Here is a 24,181-nt window from a genome sequence, read left to right as displayed (position 1 = left end):
CTTGAGGAGGCCGGACAACTGCCGCTCGGGGAGAACGCCGATATCGGCGCCGCCGAAGTCCGAGCCATTCTCAAGGCCGCCGGCGCGGCGGCATGAGTGCGTAAAGTGCAATCGAGGTACGCAATGAAAAAGCTCATCAATGATCCCCGCTTTGCCGTCCGGGAAATGCTTGAGGGCGCCCTGGCGCTGGCTCCGTCGTTGGCGCTGCTGGCGGAAGAGAATGTCGTCATCCGCAACGACCTGCCGGACGCGCCGCAGCGTAGGGTGGCCGTCATTTCTGGCGGAGGCGCCGGACATGAACCGGCCCATGCCGGCTATGTCGGCCCCGGCATGCTGTCGGCTGCGGTGGTCGGCGATGTCTTCACTTCGCCCAGCGTCGATGCGGTGCTGGCGGCGGTCCGCGCCGTCTCCGGTCCTGCAGGCGCACTTCTGGTGGTCAAGAATTACACCGGCGACCGGCTGAATTTCGGCCTGGCAGCGGAAATCGCACGGGAGGAGGGCATCCCGGTCGAGATCGTCATCGTCGCCGACGACGCGGCCCTGGCCAGCCTGGTTGCCCCCGAACGACGTCGCGGCATTGCCGGCACCGTGTTCATTCACAAGCTCGCCGGGGCTGCGGCCGAACGGGGAGCTCCGCTTGCCGATATCGCCTCCCTTGCCCGCAGCGCGTCGTCCGACCTGCGGACCATGGGCGTCGGGCTCGGCACCTGCATCGTGCCCGCCGTCGGACTGCCGTCGTTCTCCCTTGGGGCGGAGGAGATCGAGTTCGGTCTTGGCATTCACGGCGAGAAGGGCGTTCGCCGCAGCGCCATCAAGCCGGCCAACGAGATTGTGGAGGAAATCCTCGCGGTGCTGACGGGCGAGATCACGCCGTCGGCGGACAAACGGCTCGCGGTGCTGGTCAATGGCCTCGGCGCAACGCCGCCGATGGAACTGGCGATTGTCCTCGGCCATGCGCTGAAAAGTCTGGGTGGCATGGGCTTCAGCGTCAGCCGCGCCTGGTGCGGCAACTTCATGACCGCACTGGAAATGCCCGGTGTGTCGATCACGCTGTTACCGCTCGATGACCGGCGTCTGCAATTGCTCGACGACGCCACACCCGTATCGGCATGGCAGGGCGATGGCCAGGTCAGACTGCCGATAACGATCGTCCCCGGCGCCGCAGCGCATGTCGATCAAGGTGTTCCTGTGCCCAGAGGTCCGCAGTCCGACCTGCTGCGGGCAGGCGCGCTGGCCGTTGCCGATGCGCTCGACGGCGCCGAAGCCGAACTCGGCGATCTTGACGGCAAGGCCGGCGACGGAGACCTGGGCGCCAGCATGGCCCGCGGCGCGGCGGCGATCCGCAATCTTGCCGACCGCAGCTTCGCCACGCCGGAGACGTTGCTGGCGGATCTGAGCGCCGGCGTTCGCCGGGCCATCGCCGGCAGCTCCGGCCCCTTCTATGCTGCGGCGCTTCTCAGGGCGGCCGGTCAGCTGCGCGGCCTCGACTGTGCCACGGAAGCGCAATGGCGCACGGCCTTCCTGGCCGCTGCCCAGGCCATCTCCGATCTCGGCGGAGCCGGGCGAGGGGACAGGACCATGCTTGATGCGCTGCTGCCGGGCCACGAGGCGTGGCAGCAGGCCACCGATCAGGGGCAAAACCCGGTAGCGGCCTTTTTCGCAGCTGCGGCCGCCGCGCACGCGGGCGCCATGGCGAGCGCCACCCTGATGCCGCGCGCCGGCCGGGCGAGCTATATCGGCGACCGCGCCATCGGCATCCCGGACGGGGGCGCCGTCGCCGTGGCAATCTGGATGAAGGCGATCGCCGGCGTGCTCGAATAGCAGACAACACGCCAGGTCCTGTCCGGCATGCCGAGACATCTGCCGAGCGCGGGCGCGGCATCTCCGGCCAGCCCGAGACTGATCCGATCCGCGGCGGAGTTGGGGCTTGATCGCGGTGTCGGTGTATGTCCCATGCGCAACCGCCGGTTTTAGGTCGATCCCGCGCTGGGAACGGCTGGAGAATGCTGCTGGCTCGGACAGAACGGCTTGACCGGCCTGTTCACGGTCGGTGACATGCCAGTCGCTGCCTACTTTCCTGCGCCTGACAGCCCGGTCCTTGCAGGCATCGTCACGGGGGGACGAAGCTCAATGATTTCGGTTGCAACACTCTCCACATCAAGATCGGTCTCTACACCCGCGTGGCGAGTTACCGCACCAGATTGCGCTGTGCATCGCCTCGATCGAGGATCCGGAGTCCCGGTTCAGGCCTTTGCCGACGCCTGACTGAGCCGGTCAGAAAGCGCCCGGGCAGAGAAGGTTTGATAGGCTCGCGACCAGAGGGGGATCTGAGTTCAGGTGCGGAATTGGCAAATGTGCAAATCATGGGGTGCACAGAATTGCGGAAATTCCGATTGCTAGCCATTTTTCGAAAGACCAACGTCCTGCGACATTGAATGGAGGAGAGGAAGGGATTCGAACCCTCGATACCATCTCTGGTATACTCCCTTAGCAGGGGAGCGCCTTCGACCACTCGGCCACCTCTCCGGTGCAGGCTGAATAGTCGGAAAAACCTTGAGCCGCAAGGTCTTTGTGGCCGCTCGGGCGAAAATCGCGCCGGCTTGCGCGTCGCGGTCGGCGCGCGGGATCGGGCGGCGGTGCTGCCGGGAGATGGCATCACCGGGGCCATCAATCCCGGCAGGGCGGCGATCAGCCGGCTTCGGCCAGGCCGGGCAGATAGGGGGCGTAATTCTTCCACGCGCCGATTGACGAGGTGTAGATCGGCCTGCGCACCTGCGCGGCACTCGCCGTGCGGACAACGCGCCGGGTGGCGTGAAAATCGAGGCAGCGCGGATCGAAGTCGAGTCCGCATTGCCCCAGCAGGGCACGGATCGCGGGCTCGGGATCGCTGACGATGGTCTCGTAATTGGCCTCGATGATGTCATCGCCGAACAGCGACTTCCAATGCTGCATCAACGCGGTGTAATTGCGGTGATACTCCGTCAGTTCCCGCAGGTCATAGCTGAAATGATGGCCGCCGGAGGGAAAGAAGATCTTGAACATCGACAGGCAGGTGTCGCGGGCGTCGCGGGTGCAGTGAATGATCCGCGCATGGGGGAAGACCAGCCTGATCATCCCCACCATCAGGAAATTGCCCGGCAGCTTGTCGGTGAAATAGGGGGTGGCGGTGATCGTCGCGTCGAGCGCGGCGAGATAGTCCCGGGCGATCTGCTGCACATCGGCCGCCCCGAGCTTGGAGGCGGCATCCGGAAAGCCCGTCGGATCGAGCCGCTTGAGGGCGGCAAAGACCGTGGCCGGGAAATGCGTGAGTTCGCCGCCGCCGCTGACCTGCGGATGGCTGGCGAGGATCTGTTCGACCAGCGTGGTGCCGGAGCGCGGCATGCCGACGATGAAGATCGGCGCTGCGGTGGAAACGCCGAAACCGCTGTGCGCCGCTAGGAAATCGCGGTCGAAGATGGTGGCGATCCGGCGTAGCTGCGCGGCGGTGTCTTCGGCGGAGAAGGTCAGGCTTGCCCGATGGATGGCGTTGCCCTCGGTGAAGAGCTCGGCGGCACGCTCGAAATCACCCATCCGCTCCTCGTGCTTGCCAAGCGCGAAGCTGAGCAGCTTGCGCTCCTCGCTGCCGGCTGCGGCCAGCTTGTGGGTGTTGCGGATCCGGCTGTGCATGCTCTCCTCAAGCTCATCGGTCACGAAGGCCAGCGACGCCATGGCATTGGCATGGTTCCTGTTCTGGTCGAGCGCGATGGTGTAATGCGCCACCGCCTCGGCCATGTCGCCATTGTCGCGCAGGGCCTGGCCGAGGCCGTATTCGGCTTCGGGGAAGCGGGGGCGGATGGCGAGCGCGCTGCGGTAATGGCTGATCGCGTCGTCCACCTGGCCGGTTGCCAGCAGCGCGTTGGCGAGATTGGCGTGGACCTCGGCGACGCGGTCGTTGATGGCCAGCGCCTTCTGGTAATGGCTGATCGCGCCGCGGGGATCGTTCCGCCTCATGCACAGCGCCGCCATATTGTTGCAGGCGTCAATGAAGTCGGGATCGACCTGCAAGGCGGCCTTCAGGCTTTCCATCGCCGCGTCGAGCCTGCCGGCATAGGACAGCGCAGTGCCAAGATGGGTGAGCATGGCGGCATCTTCGGGCATCGCGGCGGTTGCGCGCGTCAGATGCCCGATTGCCTGATCGAAATTCTTCTGCTGCATGGCGATGATGCCGAGCAGGTGATTGGCGTGGGCGTGGTCGGGATCCTTGGCCAGGATCGACCGGCAGGCAGCCACTGCGGCGGACCCGTTGCCGGTGCGGTAGTGCTCGGCCGCCTGGGCCATCACCGGGGCATGCGGATCGACGGCATGGCCGCTTCTGGAAGATCGGGAGTTCGCCAGCTTCTGCTGGCGACGCTTGAGCGCACGGTTCAAAGTTCACCTGTCTGCTTGATGCTGCACGGCCCTTCGGCGCCGTTACATGGGCCTGTTGGCAAGCTTACACAACCGCCCCTGTTATCAGAAGGCTCTTTTTGTGGTTTGCGCGCCGTTCACTCTCACCCGGCATTCGGCTCGAATCCGACCAAGGCAGTTCAAAACATGGTGTAGGTCGCGACAGTCATGACTGGCGGACGTCGGTCCTGTTCAGGCAGTCGTCCTGCTCTTGCGCGGACTGGTATCCATGGCGCGCGGTTCCAGGCGCCGCTTGCCGGCCGGCGCGCGGTGCCGCGGGGCGGGAGGATCAGCGGCGGGAGCGGCTGCGACGTTTATGGCATTGAGGGCGCGTGCGCACTGGTCCAGGTCGTCCGTGGCCAGATGAGCGTAGCGCAACGTCATCTGGATCGTCTGGTGACCAAGGAAGGTCTGCACGCGGCGCAGGTCGATCCCGGCCTGGACAAGCCGCGAGGCGCAGGTGTGGCGCAGGATGTGCGGAACCATGTGCGGATCGCCGAGGAAGTGCAGGTCCTTCCGGACACGGTTCCAGTCATACATGAAATTCGGATAGGTAATGCGAGTGAACGGTCCGGCGCTCCCGTAGGCACGCGCCGCGCTGAGCGCCGCCACGGCGCGGTCGGTGAGCGGCACGGTACGGCTCTTGCCCGACTTGGTGATCCAGAAGGTCGCGGAGTTGTTATGAAGGTCGTTCCACTTCAGCGCCAGCGCTTCGCCGATTCGGGCGCCGGTGTCGACCAGGAATTCGCAAAGGAGGGCATGGTGGGGGTTTCGCTTGGCGATGGCGCCAAAGACCGCTCCCTCTTCCTCAGCCGTGAGGAAACGCACTCTTGAGTTGCGTTCACGTAAACGGAGATAGGATGGAAGCCTCGGAATCTGACCGGCCCTCTCGGCTTTCTTGAGCAGCTTGTAAAGCGCTGAAAGTTTGCGATTAATTGTTGAATTTCGGTTCCCGATGCCACGGAAATGGTCAACGAGACGATCTATCAATGTATCATCATAGGTTGTAATTTTATGCAACTGCATAAAGGAAAGTATTTCGAATATGAAGGCGTATGAACTGTCCTTGTGGCGCCCGTTTTCCCAAAGGGATCCGGCATGTTGCAGCCACAGTTGGTCGAGCGCAGGCGGCAGGGCACCGGCTCGCACAGGGTCGTTGGGCAATAAATTATCTGACACAATATCATCCGGAGAAAGAGAAATCCGGCGGTTGTGCTCCATGCTTTCACCATTGGCAATTGAAAAACGCACATAACGCCTTGAAATTGCGGCGGTATGTGAGTGCCCTACAAATTGACCCGGCAGCCGAAGCTGCCGGGGTAAACAAGTCAGGCTGTTTGATCAGAACGAGCGCTGGACCCGGAGCTTCGCACCGAAGGCGTCTTCGCCATCGATATCCGAGAAGTAGGCGAGTTCCGGAGTGATGGTCAGGCCGGGTACCAGGTCGTAGGCTACGTTGCCGACCAGGCTCCACGGATCATCGTTGCCGGCGCCGCCGTCAACCCACTGGCCCTGCACGTTGAAGGTGGCCTTGTCGGACAGCTTGAAGGAGCCGCCGGCGATGACGGAGAGTGTCTCTTCATCATAGTTGCCGTTCGACCATGTGGTGTAACCGCTGGAGTTCTGACCGTAGAGCAACATGGCGAAGACCGTGGCGCGATCATTGAAGGTCACGTCGGCGCGGATCTTGCCGGCCCAACCGCCCCGCAGTTCGCCGAAGTAGTCGTCGCGGGTATCGTAGGCGCCAACGGCGGAGATGTCGAACATGCCGGCGTTGTAGCCGAGGCCGACGACCACATGCGGCATGTAGTCATCAATGGCCCAGCCGACATAGGTGCCGGTGTTGTCGTCATAGTAGTTGTTTTCACCCTGCTCCAGGGCGACCGCCGCGCGGAAGGCGCCACCGGTATAGGTGTAGCTGATCAGGTTTGTGTCGAAGGGACCGTAGCCGCCCGCACGGTCGTCGTCGATGACGTTGCCGGCGTAACCGGTGAAGGTCGAGAACAGCGATTCGTCCTTGCCGATGCGGAGACCGCCGAGCTGGATCCAGGCGAAGTTCAGCGAGAATTCGTTGTGAGTTTCGTAGCCGAAAAGATTGTCATCGGTCGATGCGTTGTCAGTGTCGTACTGCCAGCGGGTTTCCATATAGGTGCGCAGCGTGCCGAGTTCGGTTTCCGAACCGGTCGACACCCGGAACGAGAAGCGGGTGCGGACGCTGTAGGTGTTGTCACCTTCAAGGCCCTGGCGATCATACAGGTCGCCGCCGCCGATTTCGACGCGGGTGTAGCCGTGGATTCGCAGGCAGGTTTCGGTGCCGGGGATGTAGAAGTAACCGGTGCCGAAGGCGTCGCAGACGCGAACATATTCGACTGCTTCCGGCTCTGCAGCCACGATTGCGTCGGCGGCGTGAGCGCCGGAGAATGCCACGATTGCCGCAGCGGAGCCAAGGAGAATGGCCTTGATATTCATGTTCTGACCTCCAGTCACCTCAGGATCTTGAATGGGCAGAACTCGTCAATCCGTTGACTATGTTATTTATTTCCTTTCGCCTTATATTACAGCAGGCGTGCCTTACGCCGCTGCACACCGGTCGCGGATCGCATTTCTGGCGCCGGATTTCCGATCGCCGGGGCCGTTCACCATTGCGTCCGACGGAAGAAAAGAGATCAACCCGGAAGGCTGCAGATCACCAAGACAACCCGGCCCCGGCTGCCGCTAAAGCAAATCGCGGGAATTCAGATTCACGCGATGTGCTTTAGCTCTTGTAATTTTGCATGTCGTGATCCCGAAACCGCTGCACACTTTCGGGCGACATGCATTAACGACGCCCCCGAACTGGTTGCTCTCTCGACAGGCTTGAGCGGAGCAGGTGGTGTGAAGGCAGATCACGCATCCCATCGCGAACGACAACAGAGACAAGGGCCGGCAAGGCTGCGCGGCCGACATCCGGCTTCTTGGCACAGCAAGCCTCACATTCCTGCCGCACCCTCGGAAGTGCCGCAACCGCTCATCACCCAAAATCATGCGCGCGCATGCCGCCTGTGTCATCACGGTTGAGGTATCTGCGCCTTGCTTTTCGACTTGTCGTGTGTCGATGGCGCACGGGGCGAGGCGGTCCGCAACGCCGGCGCACGTGATGCGGGCCTGGTGGCAACAGGCGGCTTCGCGGGCGCGGAGGCCATGTTGATGGCGTCGAGCGCCGAGGCGCACTGGTCCAGATCATTGGTGGCCAGATGGGCATAACGGAGGGTCATCTGGATGGTCTGGTGGCCGAGGAAGGTCTGCACCCGGCGCAGGTCGATGCCGGCCTGGACCAGCCGAGAGGCGCAGGTGTGGCGCAGGATGTGCGGCACCATGTGCGGGTCGTCGCCGAAGCGCAGGTCCTTGCGGGCCTGATTCCAGTTGTACTTGAAGTTCGCATAGGTAATACTTGTGAAAGGCCCCGTGCCACCGTAGGGACGGGCCGATTTCAATGCCGCCACCGCCCGGCGCGTCAGCGGGACCGTCCGGCTCCTGCCGGATTTCGTGATCCAGAACGTCGCCGCATTGTTGTGGATGTCGTTCCATTTCAGGGCCAGCGCCTCGCCGACACGCGCTCCGGTATCCACCAGAAATTGACAGAGCAGGGCGTGATGAGTGTTGCGGGCAGCCACGGCGCCGAACATCGAAGACTCTTCCTCGGCGGTCAGAAACCGCACGCGTGAGTTGCGCTCTCTCAAGCGAATATAGGAAGGAAGGCGCGTGATCTGCCCGGTCCTCTCTGCCTTCTTCAGCAGCTTGTACAGTGCTGAAAGCTTTCGGTTAATCGTCGAATTTCGATTGCCGATCTCACGGAAATGCGTCACCAGTCGATCAATCAATATATCATCATAGGTTGCAATTTTTTGCAACCGCATGAAGGCGCAAATCTCGAAAATAAAGGCGTAGCAATTGTCCTTGTGGCGGCCGTTTTCCCAGACGGAACCAGCGTGTTGATGCCACAGGTCCGACAGGCCCGGTGCGGAGACGCACCCACCTTCGGTTGCGATCGGCTGCTCCGCCGAACTCACAGGAATGAAAACTTCTGGATCCGTGTGCATCCCGAAGTTGTGGTAAATTGACAAAAGAAAATCAATGGAGAATTCCGAAAATGAAACACAGATACCAGGAACCGATTGAAAACCCGTAGATACCAAGTGAGATCCCGGCAACCAAGGTTGCCGGGATCCAATTTTATGACCACAAAATCGAAGGCTTCTTAGAAGTCGCGCTGAATGCGGAAAGTTCCACCGAAGTCGTCGCTTCCATCGGCGCGTGACAGATAAGCCAGTTCAGGGGTGATGGTAAGGCCAGGCACCAGGCTATAGGCAACGTTACCCACCAAGCTCCACGGATCGTCTCCGCCGTTGCCTTCGGCCCACTGGCCCTGAAGGTTAAAAGTGGCCTTTTCGGAGAACCTGAATGAGCCGCCAGCAACGACCGAGAAGGTCTCATCGGTAGCGAGGCCTGTGCGCCATTTCGTGTAGGCGCTTTCATTCTCGCCGTACATCAGCATTGCGAATACGGATGCACTATCGTTGAAGTTGACGTCTGCACGGATCTTGCCGGCCCAGCCGCCAAGCGGAACAACGGCCAATGTCTGTGGGTTGATTGTGTCGTCGCGTGTGTCGTACGCGCCGACAGCCCTGACGCTGAACATTCCAGCATTGTAGCCCAGTCCGACAACCACATGCGGCATGTAATCGTCGATGCCCCAGCCATGGTAGGTGTCGTACACGCCGCCCAGGTTCTCGTCGGTCCAGTAGTTGTCGACGCCCTGTTCGAGCGAAATCCCGGCAGAAAACGCGCCGCTGTTATAGGTATAGCTGATCAGGTTGGTACCGAACGGCCCATAGCCGCCCGAAAGCGTATCGTTGATCACGGAGCCGCCATACCCAGTGAACGTTGTGAAATAGGATTCGTCCTTACCGACCCGGAGACCGCCAAGCTGGATCCAGGCAAAGTTCAGGGAGAAGGCGTTCTCGTTGTCGTAACCATTGGGACCGTTCACGATCGTGGGATCGGCGCCAGCATCAAAAAACTGGTTTGCCTCATCATTGGTGCCGTGGTTGAAGCGGACTTCCGTATAGGTCCGCAGGGTACCGAGTTCGGTCTCCGAGGCTGTCGACGTGCGGAACGTGAAGCGCGACAGAATGCCGTATGTGTCTTCCCCATCCGCCGATGTCACACCCAGCAGATCACCACCGTTTACATCAAAGCGGACATAGCCGTGGATGCGCAGGCAGGTCTCTGTGCCGGGAATGTAGAAGTAGCCGGTGCCGAAGGCGTCGCAGACGCGGACATATTCGACGGGCTCGGGTTCTGCTGCGATGATGGCGTCGGCGGCGCGGGCGCCGGAGAATGCCACGAGAGCCGCTGCGGAGCCGAGAAGTAGGCTCTTGATTTTCATGTTTCTGACCTCCAGTCAAAAGACAGGGGCGCCATTGCGTTGGCGGTCAGCCCATTGAATTCAAATCCTGATTTGCAATCCTCACATTTCTCGCTGAATCCTCTCTATAGTGAATGCCGATCCGGGATTCCGCTTTGAGCCGGCTTGGCGGTCGCTTGTGCGGGGCGATACCCGGGCGCGAAGGGCGTCCGCGCAAACCGATCTTAGCGCGCACACCCAGGAAGGCGCCTGGGCAGGAATCCCCAATCCGCTTCCAGAGGCCATGATTCTCGGTTCGCCCTCGGGACTCGCGGCGAATGCGGGTGATTCCCTGGCGGAATCGGCTTTTGACGGCGAGCGAGGGCCCTTTGCGGCCCCCATTCCTTAATCAAACGTAAAGTTTCGCGGCCGCCGCCGCCGTATTCGTGTCATTTGTGCAACAGCATGGGGGGAAGGCTCTGCGGATCAGGCTTGCCACGGCGGTAATGCGTTGCGCCGCCCGGCCCGGCGAGTATGTTCACTCCAGAAGTCGTGGCGGGCACCCGTTGCAGCTTCTTCCATCTGGGGATGGGGCAGGTAAAGCTGTCCTTCAGCATCAGCCCAAACCCGTTTAACTTTTGACTGGAGGTCAGAACATGAATATCAAGGCCATTCTCCTTGGCTCCGCTGCGGCCCTCGTAGCATTCTCCGGCGCTCGCGCCGCCGACGCAATCGTGGCTGCAGAGCCGGAAGCCGTTGAATATGTTCGCGTTTGCGACGCCTTCGGCACCGGTTACTTCTACATCCCCGGCACCGAAACCTGCCTGCGCATCCACGGCTACACCCGCGTCGACATCGGCGGCGGCGACCTGTTTGCTGCGACTGCAGCCGATGGCGACCAGACCTACAACATCCGTTCGCGCTTCTCGTTCCGCGTCTCGACCGCTTCGGAAACCGAACTCGGCACCCTGCGCACCTACATGGAAACCCGTTGGCAGTATGACACCAACGACCACTTCACCGGCTTGGGCAATGCTAACGTTGATGGTTACACCAACGCTTCGGAGTTCTCGCTGAACTTCGCCTGGATCCAGCTCGGCGGCCTGCGCATCGGTAAGGACGAATCGCTGTTCTCGACCTTCACCGGCTACGGCGGTTCGGTCATTCAGGATACGCTGTCGGGCGGCTACGGTCCCTTCGACACCAACCTGATCAGCTACACCTATACCGGTGGCGCCTTCACTGCAGCGATCGCTCTTGAGCAGGGCGTTGGCAGCGGCGATGGTTACTTTGTGTCCGGAAGCGCTTCCCGTTACTACGGCTGGGGCATCGATGACTACATGCCGCATGTTGTTGTCGGTCTCGGCTACAATGCCGGCATGTTCAATGTCACGGCGGTTGGCGCATACGACACACGCGATGACATCATCGGACTTGGTGGCTTTCATGCGCAGGGCGGTTGGGCCGGCAAGATCCGTGCAGACGTCACTCTGAGCGATGCGGCTTCGGTCTTCGCAATGCTGATGTACGGCGAGAACGAAAGCGGCTACACGACATGGTCGAACGGCGTTGCTGGCGACGAGACCCTCTCGGTCATCGCCGGCGGTTCGGTCAAGTTCTCCGAAAAGGCCACTTTCAACGTGCAGGGCCAGTGGGTTGACGGCGGCGCCGGCAACGACGACGCCTGGAGCCTGGTTGGCAACGTTGCCTACAACCTGGTCCCCGGCCTGACCATCACCCCGGAAGTCGCATATGCCGACGATGGCGTCGATGGCAACTTCGGTGCAATGCTCCGCGTCCAGCGCTCGTTCTAATCAACGAACGTCCTGAACTGAAGAACCCGGCAGCCTCACGGCTGCCGGGTTTTTCGTTTGACCACCAACCAGTGGGAATGTTTGGGTATACGTCAACTGCATTGTCGGCCGGATGTCCTGATGTGCCCGTCGTCGGCCGGCCACCGCCGCGCTACCGGGATTGGCTGCTTGCCAAGCCGAGGAGGCTTCGCCATTGTCGCCGGGGTTGGCGACCGGCCGCGGCGTGTCGGTCAAGTCAGTACCGGCAGGGCAACGGGCGTGGGAGTTTGGCGCGACCAACGGCGGGGCGACAGGATGGTGAGGCATGAAAGTCTGGACGCGATGGTTCTGGCCCGGCCTGGTGGCAACCAGCCTGTGTGCCGCGCTCGCCTTGTGGTTCCGCGCCGATGCGATCGAGAGTGATCTCAAGTCCCGCGTACTGGCTGCGCTGACAGCGGACCATCCCTGGGCCCTGATCACGCTCGACGGTCGCGACCTGACGCTGTCGGGTGTGGCGCCCGACGCCCAGGCGCAGGCCGAGGCGATCGCCATTGCCGCGTCGACCGCCGGTCTGCGCCGGCTCAGCAACGGCTCGGTGCTGATCGGCGTCGCCGCCCCCTATCTCTTGAGCGGAGAAAAGACTGAAACCGGCATTCATCTCACCGGCTTCGTGCCCAATGACGCGCTCCGCGGCGTCATCGGCGGCGAAGTCTCGGGCATCCTTCCGGGCATCCCCGTCAGGGACGACACGAAGCTCGCCCGCGGCGCACCGCCGTCGCTCGCCGCTCTCGCCGGTTTCGGCACCAGGATGCTCTCCTACTTCACCGTCGGCCGTTTCGACATCAGCGACGACGGTATTTCCGTGCGCGGCATGGCGCTGTCGCCCGATGACCATCTTGCGGCCATGGAGGCGGCGGCCTCGGCGTTGCCGGCGGGAAGCCGCCTCACGTCGCTGGAGATCACGCCGGCGACCCTTGCCGGCGACTACCGCTGGAGCGCGAGCGCTGATGGCGGTCGAGTCAGCCTCTCCGGTTTTTCCCCCGACGCCGACGGCGCCGCGGTGGCCAGGATGGTGCGGGCCAAGTTCGGGGCGGTGACGCTCGACGACGCGCTCAAGCCGGCTGTCGGGGCGATCCGCGGCTTCGAATCAGTGACGTCGATGCTGCTGCAGGTGCTCAGCCGGCTCGACCACGGCACAGTGACGGTGAACGGCGGCGCCGTCCGCGTCGAAGGCGAGGCGCTGACGGAGGCCGCGCGCATCGAGATCATTCGCAAGCTGGCCGAAGACCTGCCCGCGGGCTATGCGGGAACCGCGACGGTCTCGCTCAGGCCGGTTGGTGACGGGGACATGACGGCGGCGTGGTGCGCGGGCGAGATCGCCAGGCTGACGGACGGGAACCCGATTGCATTCGAGCCAGGCGAGGCCGGTGTCAGCCCGGACAGCTTCGGACAGCTTGACCTTATATCGTATTCGTTGCGGCGCTGTGGTAATACCCTTCTCGAGATCACGGCGCATCCGGATGCGGGCTCCACCGATCCCGGCCAGGCCGGACGGCGGGCGCAGGCACTGGTCGCCTATCTGATGGAGAGCGGCATCGATCCCGCCCGGCTGCGGGTTTCGGATGCTGCCCATGCGGCCGGGGGTGGGGATGCCGGCGCCGGCGGCGTCGGGTTTGCCGTCATTGAAGACTGAACGGGGGTCGCATGGTGTATCTGATGTCGCAGATGTGGATCTGGCTGCTGATCGCATTTGTCATCGGCGGCTATATCGGCTGGACCAGTGCCGCACCTGAAGCACATCGCGTGAATTCACGCGATGTGCCTTAGCTGTCTGTAATTATGCATGTCGCCCGAAACCGCTGCACACTTTCGGGCGACATGCATTTGGGGCTGAGGCCCGCTTCCCAAGGGGGCTTGACGGATGTTCGTACTGACCTTGCAGACGATGGCGATGATGGCGGCGGTCGTCGTCGCGGGATGTCTATGCGGATACTGGCTTCGCGTCTTGCTGCGCCGGCACGATGATAGCGCGGCCGTCACCGGCAGGGCATCGACAATGTCGGCCGCGAACGCCGCGCGTGTGGCTGCCACCGGGGAACCCGCCGCACGGGTTGCCGGGGTGCTTCCTGCCTTTCCGCGCACGCTGGCCGCAGCGAGAACGGCGCAAGCCCTCGATCCCGATAGCGCTGCACAGGCGCAGCCGGCGGCCGCGGACGGAGACATCACCATCAATCCTGCGGCAAGGGGGAACGGAAAGACCTCCAAGCCCAAGGGCAAGGCGAAAGCCAAAGCAACAAAGACGTTGGCGAAGCCGGGACCTGCAGAGCCCGCGCGGCAGATGGCTCGCCTGGCGGAGGTCGCCACCGCAAATGCGTTCGGGGACGTTGCCGCCGGCGACGATCTGAAGCTGATCGGCGGCATCGGGCCGCGGATCGAGGCCAGACTGCACTCCGTGGGCGTCACCCGTTTTTCGCAGATCGCCGCCTGGACGAAGCGGGAGCGCGCGGAGATGGGGACGCGGCTGGCGTTTCCGGGCCGCATCGAACGCGAGGACTGGGTCGGGCAGGCCAAGGTTCTGGCCGGAACAGGCCGACCCTCCAGGCGCGAGGCGAAGGACAAGGCGCCGGCTCCCGCCGCTGCGGGCAAATCGGGCTCATCCGCCAAGCAGGTCGGAGCGGCCGCGCCGGCCGCTTCCGCCAGGAAGCTAAGCAAAGATGAGAAGCCCGCCGCAGCCAGAAAGCCGGCTCCAGCCAGAAAACCCTGAATTCGACAGAGCATCGGGGGGCCCGGCCCGACAGCTGCAACAGCGCCATCCGCCCGCGCCGATCCGTCTTCCCCGGGACACGCGCCCCTTGCGGTTCGTATCGTCCCGGCAGGGCGTGTCCGCCGGTCAGGCGGACCGGTTCCTGTCGACGGATTTGAGGAACTTGCCGATGATCTCCGACAGGCCGGAGAGGTGCAGGATCGGCGCGTGGCCGTGGCCCGCGACCGTGTGGATCTGCATTGCCGGGATATGCGCCTGCATTTCGGCGAGCGTCTTCTCCGACAGGAGCTGCGAGTTCTCGCCGCGCAGGGTCAGCAGCGGCATGTTGGCCATGCCGTCGAATTGCGGCCAAAGCGTCGGCAGCGGCGTGCTGAGGTCGATGTCCTTCAGGCTCGCAAGCAGGGCCGGGTCGAAGTCCGGCTCTAGCCGGCCGTCGCGCACCGTGTAGATGGCGCGAGCCATGTCGTCCCAGTCCCGATCCGAGAGGGCCGGAAAGCTCTTGCCATGGGCCTGCCTGAGGATGGGGCCGGCCTCCTCCCAGTTCGTGGGCTTCGCCGTCCGGGTGAGATAGGCCTTGATCTGCGCCAGACCGGCGCCGTCGATCACCGGCCCGATGTCATTGAGAATGCCGGCCGCCATCACCGTCGGCCGCATCGCGGCCAGCACGTGCATGATCAGGCCGCCGCGCGAGGTGCCGAGGAAGATCGCATGTGCGAGCCCAAGTGCTGCCATGCCGGCCAGCACATCTTCCGCCTCGACCAGCACCGTGTAGCGCGCCGGATCCTTGTCCCAGCCGGAGCCGCCGCGGCCCCGCGACTCGAAGCAGACGACGCGGCGCGGCGCTGTCGGATCGCTGCTGACCTTCATGGCCAGTTCATGGAAATCGCGGGCGTTGCGGGTCAGTCCGGGCAGGCAGACCAGCGGCAGCCGCTTTCGGCCCTCGGGGTTGCGGCGGCCATAGTCGCGCGCATGCAGGCGCAGGCCGTCGCCGGCGGAGACATAGACATCGTCAAATCCGCTCTGGGCCGGAGCCGGTTCGATCGTCTGCTGTCTCGCGCGCGCCATGCTGATGCTGTCCCGGTTTCGTTGCGAATTGCCAGACTTAACGCAAAAGCAGGGCGAGGGGAAAGGCGGCCCGCGCAAAAGACGTGGCCGGCGATCTTGCCGGAGACGAGCTTGAAGTTCTGGCAATCATGCCTGTGGTGATCCCGAAGCTGTGCGCATTGCCGAAGACAGCATCAGCTCTTTCGACCGAAGCGCAGGTCGCCGGCGATGTCGGTCGGCTGGCCCAGCCGCGCCTTGTAGATCTGGTAATTCTCCATCACCCGCTGCACGTAATCGCGCGTCTCGGTGTAGGGAATCATTTCCATCCAGTCGATCACCTCGTCGAGCGGCTTGCCGCGCGGATCGCCGAAACGCTTGATCCACTGCGAGACCCGGCGCGGACCGGCATTGTAGGCGATGAAGGTCAGAATGTAGGAGCCGCCGAAATCGCTGATCTGCTCGCCGAGGAAATGCGCGCCGATGGTGGCGTTGTAGGCGGCGTCGCTGGTCAGCCGCTCCGGGGAGAACGGCAGGCCGTGGCGGCCGGCGACCGCCCTGGCTGTGCCGGGCAGGATCTGCAGCAGTCCGCGGGCATTGGCCGGCGAGACGGCCGCCTTGTTGAAGGCGCTCTCCTGGCGGGCGATCGAATAGGCGAGAGCCTTGCCCGAACCATCGATGTCGGCCTCGGCGGGCACTGCGCCCAGCGGAAAGGCTAGGGCCGCCACATCGAGGCCGCGCCGCCAGGCGATCTTGCCGACCTGCAGCGACAGCTGATGGTCGCCGCGGGCCGCCGCCATGGCCGAAAGGATGCTCAGTTCTCCCGGGCTGGTGATCTGCGCGGCGAGCGCCCGATAGAGCATGTCGGCGCGCCAGGTGACGCCGGCGGCCTCCAGCTTGCGGATGGCCTGCACCGCCTCGCGCCCGGCAAACCGGGTGCGGTCGGCCTCGCTCGGGACCGGATAGGCAATGTTGACGAGCGGCGCATCGAGGCGCGCGCTGGCCAGCTGGCCGTAGAAGGTGGTCGGGTATCTGGCGGCTTCGGTGTAATGTTCGGCGGGAGTGCCCGGGCCTCCTGCCTCGGCGGCGCGACCGAGCCAGTAGTGGGCGCGGGCGCGGGTGATCTGGCCGTCGGCGACCTTGAGGATGGCGGCGAAATGGCGTGCGGCGACGGCGCCGTCCTTGAGACCGCGAAGGGCGTACCAGCCGGCATGGAATTCGGCTTCGGAAACCTCCGCCGGGCTGACTGCGGTGTGGGCGGCAGCGATCGCATAGGCCGCCCCGGCCTCGCCCTTCTCTAGCAGCCCGCGGCTGACGATGCGCTGCTCGACCCACCATTCATCCGGATCCACGAGCCCGGACCTGTCGCGAGGCAGCTGTGCCAGCAGTTTGGCTGCTTCGCGGTCGTGCTCGAGTTCCCGCAGCTGCCGGATGCGGATGTAGAGAAGAGCGGGAGTGTCGCGCCAGGCGGCTTCCGCGGCCTTGAGGGCGGCGGTCGCCTTCGCCGGCTGCCGGATCACCATCGACCAGGCCTTGTACAGCGTCTCTGCCTCCGCGAGAGCGGCAATCGGCCCGGCCTCCTCGATCCGGTCGCGGTACATCAGCATTTCCATGCGGCGCAGATGCTCCGCCTTGGTGAGCAGGGCCGAGAATTCTCCGGTGAAGATGGCGGCCTGGCGGGTGGGCATCGACCTGGTGCGCCAGACGTCGCGCACCAGCGCCGCGGCGCGGTCACGGTTCCCCGTTGCCAGCAGCGCGCGCGAGAGCAGGATGGCCCCCTCGATGGTTTCGGGCGTCCTGGTGCCCAGCAGCGCCAGCACCTGTTCGGCGGGCGGGTTCTCGCGGTAGAGCGCGCGTTCGGCCAGACCGGGCAGCGCGTCGAGACCCGGCCAGCCCGACAGCGCGGCGCCGGCGGCGAGGATGTCGGCAGACGGCACGCTGCCAAGGCCCGACAGCGCGATTGCCCAGGTGAGAATATGGCGATCGAGCAAGTCGGCCTGCATCGCATCGCGAATGGCGCGGGCCTGATCGACATCGCGGGCACCGAGCGCGTCGAGACCCGCCTTCAGCGCACCGTCATCGGCCTCGGCGCCGGACATGCGGACGAGCGAGCCGGTCGTTTCGGACGAGGTGGCGGGGCCGGCCAAGACATCAGAAGCCACAGGCTCCGGCGCGGAGCGGTCATCGCCGAACGGCAACCAGCCGGGCGTCGTGGCGATCGCCACGCCGAGGGCGAGAACGCTGTAGATGGCGATGGCGGTTCTGTGCATGTCACCTTTCGAGGCAGTGTGGCCGGTCGTGGGTCGTGACGCAGTGCTTCCCGCTGCGCGCACGCGCTTCCATCCCGGACAGCCTGCCAGCGGGCAGTGAAGCATTTGTTAACCACGGCTTTGCGAAAACATTCAAATGCAATATTCTGGCGGAATTGCGGGCGGCGGGAGGTTTGACCCGATTTGGCGACGGCACGGCGGAAATCGCTGCTGACGGTCGCAAAAGCGGCGGCCGCAGCGGGCCGGAGGCTTTCGCCCCGGCGCAATATCCTGTAACGGCAGACTGCACTTAATCACGATCCGGGCCAACCCGGATGACCGACTGCCTTTGGGAGGCCACCATGTTCAAGGGTTCCATGCCCGCCCTCATCACCCCGTTCACGGCCGATGGCGCCGTCGACGAGGCCGCCTTCGCGTCCCATGTCGAACGGATGATCAAAGCCGGAAGCCGCGGCGTCGTGCCGGTCGGGACGACGGGGGAATCACCGACGCTCTCCCATGCCGAACACAAGCGGGTGGTGGATCTGTGCGTCGAGGCGGTGGCGGGACGGGTGCCGGTGATCGCCGGCGCCGGCTCCAACAACACCCTGGAAGCCATCGACTTTGCCCGGCATGCCGAGAAGGCGCGGGCGGATGCGGTGCTGGTGGTCACGCCCTACTACAACAAGCCGACCCAGAAGGGGCTCTACGCCCATTTCAAGGCGGTGGCGGAAGCCACCGCACTGCCGATCATCATCTACAACATTCCGGGACGCTCGGTGGTCGACATGAGTGTCGAGACCATGGCGGCGCTGCATCGCGACTTTCCGACCATCGTCGGCGTCAAGGATTCCACCGGCAAGCTCGAGCGCGTGCCCGAACAGCGCATGGCCTGCGGCAAGGATTTCATCCAGATCTCCGGCGAGGATGCCACCGCGCTGGGATTCAACGCCCATGGCGGCGTCGGCTGCATTTCGGTGACCGCCAATGTGGCGCCGAAGCTGTGCGCCGACATGCAGGAGGCGACGCTGCGCGGCGACTATGTCGAAGCGCTCAGGCTGCTCGATGTGCTCATGCCGCTGCACAAGGCGATCTTCACCGAGCCGGGCGTGGCGGGAACCAAATACTGTCTCGAGCGTCTTGGCCATATGAATGGTCTCGTGCGCTCGCCGCTGACGGCTGTTGAACCGGCCACCGCTGCACTTCTGGATGCCGCCATGGCGCATGCGGGAATCAACATCTGACATGGCACCCAAGAAGGAAGACAAGTCCCAGTACGGCAAGATCGTGGCAGAGAACCGGCGCGCCCGGTTCGACTACGAGATCGTCGATACGTTCGAGACCGGGCTGGTGCTCAGCGGCACCGAGGTCAAGTCGCTGCGCCAGGGCAAGGCCAATATCGGCGATGCCTATGCCAGCGAGGAGGGTGGCGAACTCTGGCTGATCAATTCCTACATTCCTGAATATCTGCAGGCCAACCAGTTCAATCACGAGCCGCGGCGGCGGCGCAAGCTGCTGATGAAGATGCGCGACATCGCCCGCCTCTCGGCGGCGGTCGCACGCGACGGCATGACGCTGGTGCCGCTGAAGATCTATTTCAACGACCGCGGCCGGGCCAAGCTGCAGCTGGCACTGGGCAAGGGCAAGAAGCTGCACGACAAGCGGCAGACCGAGAAAGAGCGCGACTGGAACCGCCAGAAGACGCGGCTGCTGAAGGACCACGGCTGAACGCCGGCGGTCGATGGCTCGCTGACGGATCACTTCAACATCCCGAGGAACTGAGTCTGCCGCCTTTTCTATCTTATTGAAATTCTTTGATTTACGATTCGTTGCGGCGCATCCGCAAGCCGTCCACGAACACGTCCAGCAGGCGGCCGACCTTGTCCTGCCAGCCCGGCTGTTCGCGCGTGTAGCACATGCCGATCAGCGCCCGGAGCACGTCCTCGGAGTCCAGGTCGTCGCGGATCTCGCCGCGGGCCACCGCCGTCGCCATCAGGTTGCCGACGCAACGATTGAGCTGGTCCGATGAATAGGCGAACAATTCCGTCGAGCTGTCGGCCGCCGGTGCCAGGGCGGCCAGCATGCCCTTCTTGGTGGCCACCATGCCGATGCTGGCGCGAAGCCAGAGACGGAGCGCCTCGAGCGGGGGCTCGTCGGCGGCGAGCGTGACGGCGAGGTCGACGAGCTGGTCGATTTCGCGGCGGTAGACCGCCTGGAAAATGGCCTCGCGGGTCGGGAAGTGCCGGTAGAGTGTTGCGATGCCGACTCCGGCCTTGCGGGCGACTGCCTCAAGGCTGGCCTCCGGGCCGCCGGCGCTGAACACACCCCGCGCCGCCACCAGCAGCAGCTCGCGATTGCGCAGCGAATCCGCGCGCGGTCTGCGGCCTGTCTTCGCGGAATCCTCGCCCATTTCTCACACATGTCCTTTTTGCTTGCTAAACGGAGGCTTCCTCCGTATAACACTTCTCAAGCGTCCCGTGTAGCCAATCTAGGCCGGGCCGATACCAGGCCCGGACAGGCGGCTCTTCGGTTGTGTCGCACAGCCGACCCTTTGACGTCGATCAAATTCTGACAACCCAATCGGAGCAAACATGACTCTGTCAATCAGCCTAACGGTCAACGGCGTCCGCACGGACGTGGCCATCGATGATCCGAGAGTGACCCTGCTCGATCTCCTGCGCGAACGCCTCCATCTCACCGGCACCAAGAAGGGATGCGATCGCGGCCAGTGCGGCGCCTGCACGGTGCTGGTCGACGGCCGGCGGATCAACTCCTGCCTGGCACTGGCGGTCAGCCATGACGGCGCCGAGGTGCTGACCATCGAAGGGCTCGCCAGCGGCGATCGACTGCATCCCGTCCAGGCGGCATTCATCGACAATGACGGCTTCCAGTGCGGCTTCTGCACGCCGGGCCAGATCATGAGCGCCATCGGACTGATCGCGGAAGCGGAGACCGGGGACGACCCGGAGCGCATCCGCGAGGCGATGAGCGGCAATCTGTGCCGCTGCGGCGCCCATGTCGGCATCATCGAGGCGGTGCTCGACGCACGCAACCGGCTCGCCGAAGACGAACGGAGAACAGCATGAACCAGTTCGAATATCTGCGTCCGGCCTCCGTGGCCGAGGCGGTCGCCGCGGCGTCCGAGCCCGGCGCGGCCTTTCTTGCTGCCGGCACCAATCTTCTTGACCTGATGAAGCTCGGTGCGCTCAGGCCGTCGCGCCTGGTCGACGTCACCCGCCTGCCGGAACTCTCCAATGTCGAGCAACTGGATGGCGGAGGTTTCCGCATCGGCGCCCTGGTCCGCAATGCCGACCTTGCTCGCGAGCCGGCCTTCGCCGCGGCGTTCCCCTCGGTTGCCGAAGCGCTGCTGTCGGGCGCTTCGGCACAGTTGCGCAACGCCGCCAGCGTCGGCGGCAACCTGATGCAGCACACCCGCTGCGCCTATTTCCAGGATCCGGCGAGCGCCTGCAACCGGCGCGATCCCGGCACAGGCTGCGATGCGCTGACCGGCGAGAACCGCAGCCATGCCGTTCTTGGCTGGTCGAATGCCTGCATCGCCACCCATCCGTCGGATTTCTCGGTGCCGCTCGTCGCGCTCGATGCGGTGGTCGAGATTGCAGGTCCCGACGGCCGGAGGGAGATGGCGCTGGAGGATCTCTATCCGCTTCCCGACGCCCATCGCGCGCCGGAAAGCGGATTGCGGCCCGGCGAGATGGTCGTCTCGCTGCGGCTGCCGCCGGAGGCAGCCAGCTTCCGCGCCCATGCACGCTATCTCAAGCTCCGGGAACGCACCTCCTTTGCCTTCGCGCTGGTCTCCGCCGCCGCGGCGCTCCGGATCGAGGACGGCAGGATCCTGCAGGCAAGACTGGCGCTCGGCGCCGTCGCCGCCAGGCCCTGGCGGGCACGCGCCGCTGAAGCCCTGCTGTTCGGCGCCGTGCCCTCGGCCGAGAATTTCGGGCGTGCCGCTGACGCCGCACTCGCCGATGCCCGGCCCTCCGGCGACAATGGCTTCAAGATCGAGCTTGCCCGGCGCGTGATCAAGCGCGTCCTGCTGCTCGCAGCCGACGGGACGCCCGAGCGCATGCCGGCCTTGCCGGCATCGGCCTTCAATCTCGAAAATGGAGCTGTCGCCCATGTCTGACACGATTTCCCCGCCTTCCACCCATGTCCGGATGGGCTCGTCGCGCGGACAGCCGCTGACCCGGCGCGACGGCCTGCTCAAGGTCACGGGCACGGCCACCTTCGCCGCCGACAACAATCCGCAGGGCCTCGTCCATGCAGTGGTGGCCGTCTCAGCCATTGCCCGCGGACGCGTCGCCTCGCTCGATGTGACCGCCGCAAAGGCCCATCCCGGCGTCATCGAGGTGATCACGCCGGCCAACCGGCCCCCGCTGGCCATCGATCCCGACCAGAAGACCGGCCTGTTCGGCTTCCGCTTCGAGGCGCTGCAGAACGACCGGGTGCGCTATGCCAAGCAGCCGATCGCGCTGGTGGTGGCAGAAACCCTCGAGGCGGCCACCGAAGGCGCGCGGCTGCTTTCGCCGACCTACGAGGCCGAGGCGGCGCGGATGGGCTTTGACGATGGCGAGCGATACGATCCGCCGGCCATCGGCATCGGCGCGCCGACCAATTTCGTCCGCGGCGACATTGCCGCCGGCCATGCCGCAGCCGTCCACAGCATCAAGACCGACTATCGGACCCCGGCGCAATACCACAACGCCATGGAGCCGCATGCGATTGTGGCGGAATGGGACGGGGACCGGCTGACGATTGATTCGCCCAATCAGGCCATCGTGATGTCGCGGGGACTTTTTGCCGGCTATTTCGGGATTCCCGCCGAGAACGTGTTTCTGCGCAGCCCGTTCCTGGGCGGCGGATTCGGCTCCAAGGCGATCATGCCGGGACCCTATATCCTCGCAATCCTGGCGGCCCGGATGCTCGGTCGCCCGGTCAAGTTGGTGCTGCCGCGAGACCAGATGTACGGCCCCGTCGGCCATCGCGGCGCGACGGAGCAGACCTTGCGTCTCGCCATGGACGCGGACGGCCATCTGACCGCGCTGGAGCATCACGCCACGGCGCAGACGAGCAGCTTCGATGAGTTCATCGAGCCTGCGGCCAACGCATCCCACAACCTTTATGCGAGCCCGGCGATCGAGACCCGGCAGCAGGCGGTGCGGGTCGACATCGGCACCCCCGGACCGATGCGCGCGCCGGGCGAGGCGTCCGGCTCGGCGGCGCTGGAATGCGCCATCGACGAAGCGGCGCTCGCCTGCGGGCTTGATTCGCTGGAATTCCGGCTGCGCAATTATGCCGAAACCGATCCCGCCTCGGGCAAGCCGTTCTCGGCCAAGGCGCTGCGGGAATGCTACAGCCGGGGTGCCGAGCGCTTCGGCTGGGCGGGGCGGCCGCTCGCGCCCAGGCAGATGCGCGACAAGGCCGGCCATCTGGTCGGCTGGGGGATGGGCAGCGCGCTGTTTCCGGCGCCGATGTTCATGGCCGAGGCCCGCGCGACCCTGCGCGCCGACGGCACCGCCCTGGTCGAAACCGCGGGAGCCGACATGGGGCAGGGCGCCTGGACGGCGCTGGCCCAGATCGCCGCCGACGGACTCGGGCTGGATATAGAGCAGGTCGAGTTCCGCTCGGGTGCCTCCGATCTCCCCGACGGCGGTGTGGCAGGCGGCTCCGGCCACACGGCGACGGCGGGAAGCGCTCTCTACAATGCGGGAACCGACGCCATCGCCAAGCTCGCCGAACTCGCCAGCAGCGACCCGGACTCGCCCCTGTTCGGCTCCGGCAATGCCGGGGTCGAGGCGCGCGGCGGGCGGCTCTATCACCGCGAGGACGAGACCCGGAGCCAGAGCTATGCCGAGATCCTGAGCCGCGCCGGCGTCGCCACGCTGGAAGGGACCGGCAAGGGGGGGCGCGACCCGGCGCAGGCGGAAGCCCGCGCGATGTTCTCGCACGGCGCCGTCTTCGCCGAGGTCAAGGTCGATCCCGATCTCGGGCAGATGCGGGTGACGCGGCTGGTGGGGGCGTTCGCCGCGGGGCGCATCGTCAATCCCCGTCTGGCCACCAGCCAGCTCTACGGCGGCATGATCTGGGGCCTGTCGTTCGCCCTGCACGAGGAAGCGATCCATGACCGCCGCTCCGGACGGCCGCTGAACGCGGATCTGGCAGGCTACCACATTCCGGTCCATGCCGACATTCCCGCCATGGATGCGATCCTGGTCGACGAGGACGATCCCTATGTCAACGGGCTCGGGATCAAGGGAGTGGGCGAGATCGGCATCACCGGCACGGTGGGCGCCATCGCCAACGCCATCTGGCACGCCACCGGGGTGCGGGCGCATCGCTTTCCAATCCGGATCGAGGACCTCATCGCCTGAAGGCGATGGCTGCCGCGGGCCGCGCCGTTGAAGCGCGGGTCCCGCGGCAGGCGCCGCTGTCCACTGCCGTGGTCAAGGATGACCGTCAACGGTCGAAGTTGATCCATGTCATGTCATGGCCCCAAAGCCGGGCTAGA

At 64.7% G+C, this 24,181-nt stretch carries 18 protein-coding genes and 1 tRNA gene; 10 read left to right on the top strand and 9 right to left on the bottom strand.

The window, feature by feature from the left end; genetic code table 11:
• Positions 1-123: 123 nt before the first annotated feature.
• Positions 124-1,821 (top strand): dihydroxyacetone kinase family protein, encoded by a 1,698-nt coding sequence (locus tag DFR52_RS15890; RefSeq protein ID WP_110032990.1) that lies wholly within the window; start codon positions 124-126, stop codon positions 1,819-1,821.
• 615 nt (positions 1,822-2,436) lie between these two features.
• Here the strand turns inward: DFR52_RS15890 and DFR52_RS15885 are convergent.
• From DFR52_RS15885 to DFR52_RS15860, 6 genes are all read right to left on the bottom strand, one after another.
• Positions 2,437-2,526, bottom strand: a tRNA-Ser gene (locus DFR52_RS15885).
• Positions 2,527-2,688: 162 nt separating this feature from the next.
• Entirely contained in the window at positions 2,689-4,407 is a 1,719-nt protein-coding gene (locus tag DFR52_RS15880; protein ID WP_110032989.1) for a tetratricopeptide repeat-containing sulfotransferase family protein, read from the bottom strand.
• Positions 4,408-4,617: 210 nt separating this feature from the next.
• Positions 4,618-5,646 carry a tyrosine-type recombinase/integrase gene (locus DFR52_RS15875; protein ID WP_110032988.1) on the bottom strand — a complete coding sequence of 343 codons (1,029 nt, stop codon included), beginning with the start codon at positions 5,644-5,646 and terminating at the stop codon, positions 4,618-4,620.
• Between the two features lie 120 nt (positions 5,647-5,766).
• Positions 5,767-6,894 carry a porin gene (locus DFR52_RS15870; protein ID WP_110032987.1) on the bottom strand — a complete coding sequence of 376 codons (1,128 nt, stop codon included), beginning with the start codon at positions 6,892-6,894 and terminating at the stop codon, positions 5,767-5,769.
• Positions 6,895-7,472: 578 nt separating this feature from the next.
• Positions 7,473-8,600, bottom strand: coding sequence for a tyrosine-type recombinase/integrase (locus DFR52_RS15865; protein ID WP_146215622.1), 1,128 nt, complete (start codon positions 8,598-8,600; stop codon positions 7,473-7,475).
• A gap of 62 nt (positions 8,601-8,662) precedes the next feature.
• The gene (locus DFR52_RS15860) at positions 8,663-9,853 is read right to left on the bottom strand and encodes a porin (protein WP_110032985.1); all 1,191 of its coding nucleotides are present in this window, start codon (positions 9,851-9,853) and stop codon (positions 8,663-8,665) included.
• A 614-nt stretch (positions 9,854-10,467) separates the two neighbouring features.
• On the opposite strand from DFR52_RS15860, the gene DFR52_RS15855 reads away from it, so the two are divergent.
• The 4 genes from DFR52_RS15855 to DFR52_RS15845 all read left to right on the top strand — a co-directional run bounded on the left by DFR52_RS15855 (position 10,468) and on the right by DFR52_RS15845 (position 14,368).
• Complete coding sequence (locus DFR52_RS15855) at positions 10,468-11,625, top strand: porin (RefSeq protein ID WP_110032984.1); 1,158 nt, start codon at positions 10,468-10,470, stop codon at positions 11,623-11,625.
• 304 nt (positions 11,626-11,929) lie between these two features.
• The gene (locus tag DFR52_RS15850) at positions 11,930-13,297 is read left to right on the top strand and encodes an OmpA family protein (protein ID WP_110032983.1); all 1,368 of its coding nucleotides are present in this window, start codon (positions 11,930-11,932) and stop codon (positions 13,295-13,297) included.
• Between the two features lie 11 nt (positions 13,298-13,308).
• Positions 13,309-13,431 carry a hypothetical protein gene (locus tag DFR52_RS25010; protein WP_280954198.1) on the top strand — a complete coding sequence of 41 codons (123 nt, stop codon included), beginning with the start codon at positions 13,309-13,311 and terminating at the stop codon, positions 13,429-13,431.
• Between the two features lie 94 nt (positions 13,432-13,525).
• Positions 13,526-14,368: a hypothetical protein gene (locus DFR52_RS15845; protein WP_146215621.1), complete on the top strand. Its 843-nt coding sequence runs from the start codon at positions 13,526-13,528 to the stop codon at positions 14,366-14,368.
• A gap of 126 nt (positions 14,369-14,494) precedes the next feature.
• On the opposite strand, the gene DFR52_RS15840 is transcribed toward DFR52_RS15845, so the two are convergent.
• On the bottom strand, positions 14,495-15,433 hold the full coding sequence (locus tag DFR52_RS15840; protein WP_110032981.1) for an alpha/beta fold hydrolase: 939 nt from the start codon (positions 15,431-15,433) through the stop codon (positions 14,495-14,497).
• Between the two features lie 173 nt (positions 15,434-15,606).
• Positions 15,607-17,679, bottom strand: coding sequence for a lytic transglycosylase domain-containing protein (locus tag DFR52_RS15835; protein ID WP_110032980.1), 2,073 nt, complete (start codon positions 17,677-17,679; stop codon positions 15,607-15,609).
• 341 nt (positions 17,680-18,020) lie between these two features.
• Between DFR52_RS15835 and dapA the strand changes: the two genes are divergently transcribed.
• Together dapA and smpB are read left to right on the top strand one after the other, a co-directional pair.
• Entirely contained in the window at positions 18,021-18,902 is an 882-nt protein-coding gene (gene dapA / locus DFR52_RS15830) for a 4-hydroxy-tetrahydrodipicolinate synthase (RefSeq protein ID WP_110033413.1), read from the top strand.
• A 1-nt stretch (position 18,903) separates the two neighbouring features.
• Complete coding sequence (gene smpB / locus DFR52_RS15825) at positions 18,904-19,386, top strand: SsrA-binding protein SmpB (RefSeq protein WP_110032979.1); 483 nt, start codon at positions 18,904-18,906, stop codon at positions 19,384-19,386.
• A 91-nt stretch (positions 19,387-19,477) separates the two neighbouring features.
• On the opposite strand, the gene DFR52_RS15820 is transcribed toward smpB, so the two are convergent.
• Positions 19,478-20,068 (bottom strand): TetR/AcrR family transcriptional regulator, encoded by a 591-nt coding sequence (locus tag DFR52_RS15820; protein ID WP_110032978.1) that lies wholly within the window; start codon positions 20,066-20,068, stop codon positions 19,478-19,480.
• A 181-nt stretch (positions 20,069-20,249) separates the two neighbouring features.
• Between DFR52_RS15820 and DFR52_RS15815 the strand changes: the two genes are divergently transcribed.
• The 3 genes from DFR52_RS15815 to DFR52_RS15805 are packed head-to-tail and all read left to right on the top strand — an operon-like array spanning position 20,250 to position 24,044.
• Positions 20,250-20,744: a (2Fe-2S)-binding protein gene (locus DFR52_RS15815; protein ID WP_110032977.1), complete on the top strand. Its 495-nt coding sequence runs from the start codon at positions 20,250-20,252 to the stop codon at positions 20,742-20,744.
• Positions 20,741-21,799, top strand: coding sequence for an FAD binding domain-containing protein (locus DFR52_RS15810; RefSeq protein ID WP_110032976.1), 1,059 nt, complete (start codon positions 20,741-20,743; stop codon positions 21,797-21,799). Before DFR52_RS15815 ends, DFR52_RS15810 begins: the two co-directional genes overlap by 4 nt.
• A complete protein-coding gene (locus DFR52_RS15805; RefSeq protein WP_110033412.1) occupies positions 21,792-24,044 on the top strand; it encodes a xanthine dehydrogenase family protein molybdopterin-binding subunit in 2,253 nt (750 codons plus the stop codon). The genes DFR52_RS15810 and DFR52_RS15805 overlap by 8 nt, the downstream gene beginning before the upstream one ends.
• Positions 24,045-24,181 lie beyond the last annotated feature (137 nt).

This window comes from Hoeflea marina (genome assembly GCF_003182275.1).
GTDB lineage: Bacteria > Pseudomonadota > Alphaproteobacteria > Rhizobiales > Rhizobiaceae > Hoeflea > Hoeflea marina.
The sequence above is the reverse complement of the archived record's forward strand: the minus strand, read 5'-3'. Positions and strand labels throughout refer to the sequence as shown.